Annotated in this window: 10 protein-coding genes; 7 read left to right on the top strand and 3 right to left on the bottom strand. The window is 73.6% G+C overall.

Features of this window, described 5'->3' with window-relative positions; genetic code table 11:
- Nucleotides 1-89 precede the first annotated feature (89 nt).
- Nucleotides 90-1,226 carry a tryptophan--tRNA ligase gene (trpS, locus tag ACFWFR_RS14190; RefSeq protein ID WP_377616247.1) on the bottom strand — a complete coding sequence of 379 codons (1,137 nt, stop codon included), beginning with the start codon at nucleotides 1,224-1,226 and terminating at the stop codon, nucleotides 90-92.
- A 540-nt stretch (nucleotides 1,227-1,766) separates the two neighbouring features.
- Between trpS and ACFWFR_RS14185 the strand changes: the two genes are divergently transcribed.
- Both ACFWFR_RS14185 and ACFWFR_RS14180 read left to right on the top strand, forming a co-directional pair.
- On the top strand, nucleotides 1,767-2,240 hold the full coding sequence (locus tag ACFWFR_RS14185; RefSeq protein WP_377623375.1) for a nitroreductase/quinone reductase family protein: 474 nt from the start codon (nucleotides 1,767-1,769) through the stop codon (nucleotides 2,238-2,240).
- Nucleotides 2,241-2,305: 65 nt separating this feature from the next.
- The gene (locus ACFWFR_RS14180) at nucleotides 2,306-3,175 is read left to right on the top strand and encodes an SMP-30/gluconolactonase/LRE family protein (protein WP_377623374.1); all 870 of its coding nucleotides are present in this window, start codon (nucleotides 2,306-2,308) and stop codon (nucleotides 3,173-3,175) included.
- Between the two features lie 110 nt (nucleotides 3,176-3,285).
- On the opposite strand, the gene ACFWFR_RS14175 is transcribed toward ACFWFR_RS14180, so the two are convergent.
- Nucleotides 3,286-4,143 carry a fumarylacetoacetate hydrolase family protein gene (locus ACFWFR_RS14175; RefSeq protein ID WP_377623376.1) on the bottom strand — a complete coding sequence of 286 codons (858 nt, stop codon included), beginning with the start codon at nucleotides 4,141-4,143 and terminating at the stop codon, nucleotides 3,286-3,288.
- Nucleotides 4,144-4,226: 83 nt separating this feature from the next.
- Nucleotides 4,227-5,231, bottom strand: coding sequence for a C-terminal binding protein (locus ACFWFR_RS14170; protein WP_191804455.1), 1,005 nt, complete (start codon nucleotides 5,229-5,231; stop codon nucleotides 4,227-4,229).
- 91 nt (nucleotides 5,232-5,322) lie between these two features.
- Here ACFWFR_RS14170 and ACFWFR_RS14165 point away from each other — a divergent pair, with 91 nt between their 5' ends.
- The 5 genes from ACFWFR_RS14165 (at nucleotide 5,323) to ACFWFR_RS14145 (ending at nucleotide 9,230) form a co-directional block, all read left to right on the top strand.
- Nucleotides 5,323-6,090, top strand: a complete 768-nt coding sequence (locus ACFWFR_RS14165) for an SDR family NAD(P)-dependent oxidoreductase (protein ID WP_377623372.1) — start codon at nucleotides 5,323-5,325, stop codon at nucleotides 6,088-6,090.
- 60 nt (nucleotides 6,091-6,150) lie between these two features.
- Nucleotides 6,151-6,504, top strand: a complete 354-nt coding sequence (locus ACFWFR_RS14160) for a nuclear transport factor 2 family protein (protein ID WP_191804451.1) — start codon at nucleotides 6,151-6,153, stop codon at nucleotides 6,502-6,504.
- A gap of 200 nt (nucleotides 6,505-6,704) precedes the next feature.
- Nucleotides 6,705-7,292 (top strand): hypothetical protein, encoded by a 588-nt coding sequence (locus ACFWFR_RS14155; RefSeq protein ID WP_377623371.1) that lies wholly within the window; start codon nucleotides 6,705-6,707, stop codon nucleotides 7,290-7,292.
- 7 nt (nucleotides 7,293-7,299) lie between these two features.
- Complete coding sequence (locus tag ACFWFR_RS14150) at nucleotides 7,300-8,565, top strand: sensor histidine kinase (RefSeq protein WP_377623370.1); 1,266 nt, start codon at nucleotides 7,300-7,302, stop codon at nucleotides 8,563-8,565.
- Nucleotides 8,562-9,230 (top strand): response regulator, encoded by a 669-nt coding sequence (locus ACFWFR_RS14145; RefSeq protein WP_377623369.1) that lies wholly within the window; start codon nucleotides 8,562-8,564, stop codon nucleotides 9,228-9,230. The genes ACFWFR_RS14150 and ACFWFR_RS14145 overlap by 4 nt, the downstream gene beginning before the upstream one ends.
- The last annotated feature ends 55 nt before the right edge of the window (nucleotides 9,231-9,285 follow it).

Below are 9,285 nucleotides of genomic sequence, written 5' to 3'. Positions count from 1 at the left end.
GGATGAACCAGATCGCGATCCATGCCACCACCATCCCGGACGCTCCCGCCTTGCGCTACCACGGCAAGACGGCCCCCGGTCCGGACCCGTCAGCGGTAGACCATGCCCATGAGCTCGCGCACGTCGGCGAGCGTCCGGTCCGCGATCTCGTTCGCCCGCGCGTTGCCGCGCGCGAGGATCTCGAGCACGTCCGGCCCGTCGCCTGCCGCGAGCGCCGCGCGCCGGGCTCGGAGGGGTCGCAGGTGCTCGACGAGCGCCTCGGTCACGAGCGCCTTGAGCCGTCCCGCTCCCGCGTCACCCACCTCGTCCGCGATCTCCTCGGGCGTGCGCCCCGTGCACAGCGACGCGATCGTCAGGAGGTTCGCGACCTCGGGCCTGGCCTCGGGCTCGTAGGTGATGGCCCGCTGGGCGTCGGTCTTGGCCCGCTTGACCCAACGGGCCGTCTCGTCCTCGCTCGCCCCGAGCGGCAGCGTGTTCCCCCGGCTCTTGCTCATCTTGGTGCCGTCGGTCCCGAGGATCGTGGGCGAAGGAGCGAGCAGCGCGTCGGGCTCGGGGAAGTAGGGGTTGGCGGCGGAGTACCGCTGGTTGAAGCGCCGCGCGACCGTGCGCGTCATCTCGAGGTGCGGCAGCTGGTCCTGTCCCACGGGCACGAGGTTGCCGTGGCAGAAGAGGATGTCGGCGGCCTGGTGCACGGGGTAGGTCAGCATGAGCCCGCTCATCGCCCGGCCGCCGGTTGCCGCGGTCTCGGCCTTGACGGTCGGGTTGCGATCGAGCTCGGCGACGCTCACGAGGCTCAGGAACGGCAGCAGGAGCTGGTTGAGCGCGGGGACCGCGCTGTGCGTGAAGACCGTGGTCCGATCGGGGTCGATCCCCGCGGCCAGGTAGTCGAGCAGGATCTCGCGCACGGTCGCGCGCAGGTCGCCCGCCTCGTCGCGGTCGGTGATGACCTGGTAGTCGGCGAGGATCAGAAAGACCTCGACGCCCGCCTGCTGGAGCCGCACGCGGTTCGCGATGGTCCCGAAGTAGTGACCGATGTGCAGCGCGCCCGTCGGGCGCTCGCCCGTCAGGACGCGGAAGTCCGCGGGGTCCGCGGCGATCCGTGCCTCGACCTCGAGGCTGCGGGCCCGGGCTGCGTCGAGGGTCCCGACGGCGGAGCCCGCCTCGGGCGGACGAGTCCCCCGGGCAGGGGTGGCTGCAGCGGCGGTTGCTGCGGTGGTGAGGGTCATGGGTGCTCCTTGGATCAGGAGCCGCCCTCGCTCGCCGGAGGCGACGGAGGGCCGACCCGGGCTGCACAGAGGGCAGCTCGGGGGACACGACTGGTCACGGCTGCGAGGGCAGCCACCACCAGTTGCGCGTTGTCATGGGTCCTAGGCTACGCCTGCCGTCGCCCCGGGCACGCAGCCGCGGGCCGCCGAGCAGGCCGTCCGCCTCGCCCCCTGCACGCCGGACCCGTTGCCCTCCCCTGCCCCGAGGGCCTAGGGTCGAGGCCGTGACTACCGGGTCGGCCTTGGGCCACGAGCGAGCAGGTTACCCGGCCGCTGAGTGACCGCGGGGCGGCCTCGCGGGCCCCCGCACCGGCGCGTGCCGCAGGTCCGCGCCTCCTCGACGCCGTCGCCTCTCGGAGACGCCTCGAACCGGCCCTGTCCGCTCGCCCTCGAGCCACGGGCCCCTCCCCCGCACGACACCTGACCCGAGCCCGGCCGCGCCGGCGGCTTGCCGCGCGTCCGCACGCCTCGGGTCGACCACACCTGGAGATCACACCGCGCATGCCCCTTTCCTTCAACGACCAGATCATCGACGAGTTCCGCACCAACGCCGGCCGTGTCGGCGGCTACTTCGAGGGAGCGCGCCTGCTCCTGCTGACCACGACGGGCGCCCGCACCGGGGCACGGCACACCGTGCCCCTGGGCGCCCTGCCCGACGGCGACCGCCGCGTGCTCGTCATCGCCTCTGCGGGCGGCGCACCCCAGCACCCCGCCTGGTTCCACAACCTCGTCGCGCACCCGCTGGTGACGGTCGAGGACGGACTGCGCACGTACGAGGCGCTGGCCACGGTCCTGGAGGGGACGGAGCGCGACACGCTCTTCGCCCGGGCCGCCGCGTCGGAACCGGGCTGGGACGCGTACCAGGCCACGGCGCGACGCACCCTGCCGGTCGTCGCCCTCGAGGCGCCGGCGCCCGCCTCGTCGGCCGGGTCGACGTCCGACGAGGCCCCGCGCTCGGTCGACAGCATCGCCTGACGGGTCCGGCACGGGGGTCGGTGCGCACGTCCCGCACCGGCTCCCTGGTCCGGGAGAATGGCTCCATGCGCGCCGAGAACATCACCGGTCCCGTTGCCCACCACGGCGAGGGGCCGGTCTGGTCCCCCACCTGGGGCGGCCTGCGGTTCGTCGACATGATGGCCGGCGACCTGCTGACCCTGGGGCCCGACGCGTCCGTGACCCGACGCCACGTGGGCGACTACGCGACCATGGTGCGTCCGCGCTCGCGGGGCGGCTACGTCGTCGGGCTGGAGCGTGGGCTCGCGCTCGTCGACGACGAGGACCCCGCCTCCCCCGTGCGCCCGTTCCCCGAGCTGTGGAGCGACCCGACGGTCCGCCTCAACGACGGCTCGACGACGCCCGACGGCGCGTTCTACGCGGGGTCCATGCCGTTCGACGACCGGGCGGGCGCGGGCGCCCTGTTCCGCATCGAGCCCGACGGCGCAGCCCGCCTCGTGCTGTCGGACGTCACGTGCTCGAACGGGCTGGGCTTCTCGCCCGACGGGACGCTCGCGTACTACGTGGACACCCTCACGTGCCGGGTCGACGTGTTCGACTACGACGCGGGCGCGGCCGAGCCTCTCGCGAACCGTCGGGCCCTGGTCGAGATCCCGCGCGAGGACGGGCTGCCCGACGGGCTCACGGTCGACGCCGAGGGCGGCGTGTGGGTCGCGCTGTGGGGTGGCAACGCGGTGCGCCGCTACGCCCCGGACGGCTCGTTGTCCGAGGTCGTCGAGCTGCCCGCCTCGCACGTCACGGCGTGCACGTTCGGCGGCGCGGACCTCGACGAGCTCTTCATCACGACGTCGCGCCTCATGATCCGCGAGCCGTTCGAGCCCGAGACCGACGCGGGGTCGGTGTTCCGCGTGACGCCCGGCGTGTCGGGGCTGCCGGCCCTGCCGTTCGCGGGCTGACGCACGCGAGACGGGAGAGGCGCCGGGAATCCCGGCACCTCTCCCGTCGCACGTACACCGGGCGCACCCGGCACCGGCCCTCCGACGACCGCCGGGTGCACCTCGGCGCGTCACACGACCGCGTCGCGGACCTTCTGCTCGCACCGGCCCAGGCCCTCGATCTCGACGGCCATGACGTCACCGTCGACCAGGTAGGGGAAGCGCCCCGAGAGCGCGACCCCCTGCGGCGTCCCGGTGTTGATGACGTCGCCCGGCTCGAGCACCATGTACTGCGACAGGTGCCACACGAGGAAGTCGACGTCGAAGATCATGTCGGCCGTCGAGGAGTCCTGGCGGACCTCCCCGTTGACCCACGAGCGCAGGCGCAGGTTCGTGGCGTCGACCTGGTCGGCCGGGACGAGCGCAGGCCCCATCGGGTTGAACGTCTCGCAGCTCTTGCCCTTGGACCACTGACCGCCCGAGACCGCCATCTGGTAGTCGCGCTCGGACACGTCGTTGGACACCGTGTACCCGGCGACGTGCGCCGCGGAGTCCGCGGGGGACGCGAGGTAGCGGGCCTTCTTCCCGATGACGATCGCGAGCTCGACCTCCCAGTCGACCTTCTGGGCGCCCGGGGGCAGCAGCACGTCGTCGTCGGGCCCGACCACGGTGTTGGAGTGCTTCCAGAAGATGATCGGGACGGTCGGCGGCTCGGAGCCGGACTCGGCGGCGTGCGCGGCGTAGTTCATCCCGATGCACACCACGGCCGTGGGCCGGGCCACCGGGGCCCCGACCCGCAGCGCGTCGGCGTCCACGACCACGGGCAGCTCGCCCGCGTCGAGGGCGGCCCGGGTACGTGCGACGCCGTCGGCCGCGAGGAACTCGCCGTCGACGTCACGGGTCAAGGAGTCGAGCGAGTAGGTGGTGCCGTCCGCGGTGCGGACGACGGGGCGTTCGTGGCCGGGGAGGCCGAGGCGCATGAGCTGCACGTGCTGCACGGTGGTGCTCCAGGAAGGTCGGGTCCGACGGTGGGCGCGGAGCACTCACGGTCGCACAGGGGTGGACGGAAGGGTCAGCGTGCCAGGGCGCGGGCGTAGTCCGGGTTGACGATCGACCCGACGGGACGACCCGCGAGGAACTCGATCGCGTTCTGCGCGGTGTGCACGGGCAGGTCGGCCATGGCCTCGGGCGAGAACCAGGCGGCGTGGGGGCTCAGGAGCACCTGGTCGAGCGTCCGCAGGCGCGAGTCGGCGGGGAGCGGCTCGTGCGAGAAGACGTCGAGGGCCGCGGCCCCCAGGTGCCCGGCCTCGAGCGCGTCGGCCATGGCGTCCTCGTCGATCAGCGGGCCGCGGCACGTGTTGACGACGACCGCCCCGGGCTTCATGGTCGCGATCGACGTCGCGTCGAGCAGGTGCCTCGTGGCCTCGCTGAGCGGGGCGTGCAGACTGAGCACGTCGGCCTCGGCGATGGCCTGCTCGCGCGAGACGGGCAGGTAGCCGGCCGCGGCGACGTCGACGTCGGGCACGAACGGGTCGTGGACCAGGACGCGGTAGCCGAGCGCCGCGCAGCTGCGCGCCACGAGCGAGCCGATGCGGCCGTAGCCGATGACCGAGACCGTGGTCGCGGACAGCCGCGCGGCCATGGGGCGCGGGGCGGTCGCGGCCCAGACGCCGTCGCGCACGGCACGGTCGTAACCGACCAGACCTCGGCTGAGCCCCAGGACCATCGCGACCGTGTGGGACGCGACCTCCTCGATGCAGTAGGTCGGGGTGTTGGCGACGGCGATCCCGCGCTCGGTCGCGGCGACGACGTCGACCATGTCGTAGCCGATGCCCATGCGGCTGATGAAGCGGACGCCCTCGATCTCGTCGAGGACACGTGCGGTGAGGGGCGCCCACTGGACGACCAGGGCGGACGGGGTGGCGCCTGCGGCCGCGGCGTCGCGGACGAGGGCGATGACGTCGTCCTCCGTACGGGCCGCCCCGCGCACGACACCGAGGCCGGCGGCCGTGACGGTGTCTTCGCAGGCGGTGCCCGGGAGGTCGCAGTCGGTGATGACGACGGTGTCGGGGTTCATGAGCCGAAATGCTATAGCATCTAGCAACCCACGGCCAGCGTGCGTGGACGCGATGCTTGCGATCCGCGCAATTTGCTATAGCGTTTGGCTCATGGCTCGACGACTTGCGCTGATCACGGGCGCCAGCTCCGGGATCGGTTCCGCGACCGCCCTCCAGCTCGCCCGTGACGGATACGACCTCTGGCTCACCTACGCCCACGACGAGCTCGGGGCGCGCACGACCGCGGACCTCGCGACCGAGCTCGGCGCGACGTGCCACGTCTCGCGCCTCGACCTGCGCGACGTCGCGTCGGTCGAGAAGCTCGTCGCGGACGTCACCCGGCACTGGGGCGCGCTCCACGTCCTGGTCAACAACGGCGGCATGTGCCCCTACCGCGCGCTCGACGACATCGAGCTCGACGAGTGGGACGCCGTCATGGAGACCAACGCGCGCGGCACGTTCGTCCTCTCGCGCGCCGCGCTCCCCCTCCTGCGGGCCGCCGCGGCCCCTGAGGGCGAGGAGCCCGTCGACCGCAGCATCGTCAACGTCGCCTCGATCGCGGGCCAGCAGGGCGCCCTCAAGACCGGGGTCCACTACGCCGCGAGCAAGGGCGCGCTCCTCGCGATCACGCGCAGCTTCGCGCGCCTCCTGGCCGCCGAGGGCATCCGCGCCAACGCGGTCACGCCGGGTCCCGTCACGAGCAACATCACGAACCAGCTCGACGACGCGGGCCGCGCGGCCCTGACGTCCGCCATCCCGCTGGGCAGGTTCGGCACGCCCGACGACGTCGCGTGGGTCATCGCGTCGCTCGCCTCCCCGCGGGCAGGGTTCGTCACGGGGGCCACGTACGACATCAACGGCGGCGTCCGGATCGACTGACGCGGTCGGACCGACCAGCGCGCAACCACCCACCTGACGACCGACGAGACGAGCAGACGCATGACCGAGCGCACCGCACCCCCGAGCGAGACGGCCCACGCCGTGGTCACCGAGCAGGTCGCCGCGTTCAACGCGCACGACCTGGAGCGGTTCCTCGCGACCTACGCGCAGGACACCGTGGTCGTGGGAGTGACGCCCGAGCCGATCGTCGGCAAGGACGCGCTGCGCGCGTTCTACGGCCCCCGCCTCGCAGGCGGCGATGTGCACTGCACGATCGACGCCTCGGTGGCGTACGGTGAACGATGGGTGGTCGCACGCGAGATCGTGACGACCTCGAACGGGTCCGGCGAGACCGTCGCCACCTTCGAGGTCCTCGACGGCGTCATCACCCGGGCGAGCATGCTCAAGGCCTGACGCCCCCACGAACGCGAAGCCCGGTCGGTCACCCCCCTTGATCGATCGGGCTTCGCCCTGCCCGGACCCGTCGGGGGCGAGCAGGGCCTCCACCCCGTTGCCAGGATCTCCACCCGGATCTCCACCCGCGGACCGTGGGCACGGGGGCTCGGGCGGAGCAGGCTGAGGACGTCATCCCGCCTCGCCCTCAGGAGCCCTCCGTGAACCCCGAGAACCTCGAACCCGCACTGATCGCCGTCGCCGTCCTCTGCTGGCTCGGCTACCGGCAGACGACCTGGCGGGCCGTCTCGGCGCGCATGTGGACGCTGCCCGCGATCCTGGGGGCGGTCGGCTTGCTGTCCCTCTCGTCGGCGATCACCGCCAGACCGACCGGGCTCGACCTGGTCGTCGTCGCGACCGAGCTCGTGGTGTCGGTCGGTGTGGGTGCGCTCATCGGCGCGATGACCTCGTTCCGTGCGATCGACCCGGCCGCCGCCCCAGCGCCGGGACGGGCACAGCGGCGTCGGGACCGTGCGGTCGCGGCCGGCGCGACGCTCGAGGCGCGAGCCGGGTGGATCGCACTCACCCTGTGGGTCACGCTGATCGTCGCACGCCTCGTGACCGGCGCGCTCGCAGGCGCCGCCGGAGCGCACCTCGCCGCCTCGGCGGGCATGATCCTCCTGCTGCTCGCAGCCAACCGGGCGGCTCGCGTCCTGGTCGTGACCGCCCGCGCGGGTCGCCTCGCCCGCGACGACGCCGCGTCCGAGAACCGGGGGGCGAGCCTGCGTGCGACCGCGCAGGTCGCATGATGGTCCCGTGAGCACCCCCGCCCCCACCCAGGGCACCCGTCCCCCGTCCCACGACGAGTCCCGCGACGCCCGGCCCGCCGCTCCGCCGGCGGGCGGGCCTCCCCCACCCGGGGACGCGCTGCGGCGCCAGGTCCTCGCGGCCGACACCGGGCACAGCCGGACGGGCCAGATCCTCAACCTCGCCGGGGCCGCCGTGGTCGCCTTCGTGCTCGCGAACCAGCTCCTGACCTCGCCCGCACCCGACCTCCTGACGCTCGTCACGTGGCTGGGCCTGGTCGCCGTCGCCGCCTGGGTCGTCCGCGTGTTCGTACCGCTCCGACGGGTCGGCCTGGTCACGGCCGCCGAGGTCGTGATGACGGTCTGCGGCGCACTCGTCGTCGTCCCCACGGGCGGCCTCACGATCGCCCCGGTCTTCGCCGCCATCGTCATGGCGATCGGCCGGCCCGCTCGCCCCTTGGGCTACGGGATCGGGCTCGCGGCGACGGCCGTCGCCCTCCAGGGGGTCTTCCTCGTCGTCCGGGGCGACTTCCCCGTGGTGCTCGTCCTCGGGATGGTCGCGGTGTTCGTGCTCGCAGCGACCCTGGGCTTCAGCCGGCGGCAGTCCCGACTCGCGACCGCCGGCACCCAGCTCCTCGCGGCCGAGCGGCTCGTCGCCGCGCACGACCGCGTCCGCTCCGCAGCCTTCGAGGAGCGGGCCCGGATCGCACGGGACATCCACGACGTGCTGGCCCACAGCCTGGGCGGGCTCGTCGTCCAGCTCGACGCGATCGAGGCCCTGCTCGAGGCGGGGGACGTCGACGGGGCCGCGTCGCGGGTCGCGGCCGGACGGCGCCTGGCCGCCTCGGGCCTGCGCGAGGCGCGATCGGTCGTCAGCACCCTTGCCGTGCCCGACGACGACCTGGCCTCCCTCCTCGCCGACCACCGGGAGCTGGGGGGCACGGTGAGCCTGGTCGAGTCCGGGGATCCTCGTCCCCTCGGTCGCGAGCAATCGACGGCTCTCCACCGGGCAGTGCAGGAAGGTCTGAGCAACGCCCGCAAGCACGCGCCCGGGATGCCCGTGCGAGCGACGATCGTCTGGGACGATGCTCGCGTGCTCCTCACGCTCATCACTCCCCGGTCCCCCGGCCCGCGCTCGCCCCTCGCTGCGACAGGAGCGGGCCACGGGCTGACCGGGATGCGCGCCCGGATCTCTGCCCTCCCGCTCGGCGGCGAGGTCCGGGTCGACGACGACGCCGAGGCGTTCACCGTCGCGGTCGCGGTGGCCCTGCGATGAACGACGAGAGCATCCGCCTCCTGGTCGTCGACGACCAGGCGATCGTCCGGGACGGCCTCGTCACGGTCCTCTCGCTCGTCCCCGACTTCGAGGTCGTCGGCGAGGCCTCCGACGGCGGGGAGGCCGTCCGGCTCGCCGCGACCCTGCACCCCGACGTGATCCTCATGGACCTGCGCATGCCGGGGGTCGACGGCGTCGCCGCCACCGAGCAGATCCTGGCCGCGCACCCGGCCACGGCCGTCCTCGTCCTGACCACCCATGCCGACGACGCGTCGATCCTCGGCGCCCTGCGGGCGGGAGCCCGCGGGTACCTCACCAAGGACGCCGGACGGGCCGAGGTCGCGAACGCGATCCGCACGGTGGCGCTCGGCCAGACGCTCCTGGCTCCCGCGGTGAGCGACGTGCTGGTGGGATCGCTCACCGGGCGGGGCCTCGCCGTGACCGTCTCGGCCCCGGCCTCCTCGCTCCCGCTGTCGCGCCGGTTCCCCGCCCTGACGGCCCGGGAGCGCGAGGTCCTGGAGCTGGTGGGGCAGGGGCTCAGCAACTCGGAGATCTCCGAGCGCCTCTTCGTCGGCATGACGACCGTCAAGACCCACATCAACGCGATCTTCGCGAAGCTCGAGGTGCGCGACCGGGCGCAGGCGATCACGCTCGTGCGCTCGTAGCGCAGGCGCCTCCCTCCCGGAGGCGGCACGACGACGGCCCCGGTCCGTGCGGACC

The organism is Oerskovia sp. NPDC060287, from assembly GCF_042726775.1.
GTDB classification, from domain to species: domain Bacteria; phylum Actinomycetota; class Actinomycetes; order Actinomycetales; family Cellulomonadaceae; genus Oerskovia; species Oerskovia merdavium.
This window is presented reverse-complemented; position numbering and strand designations above follow the sequence as displayed.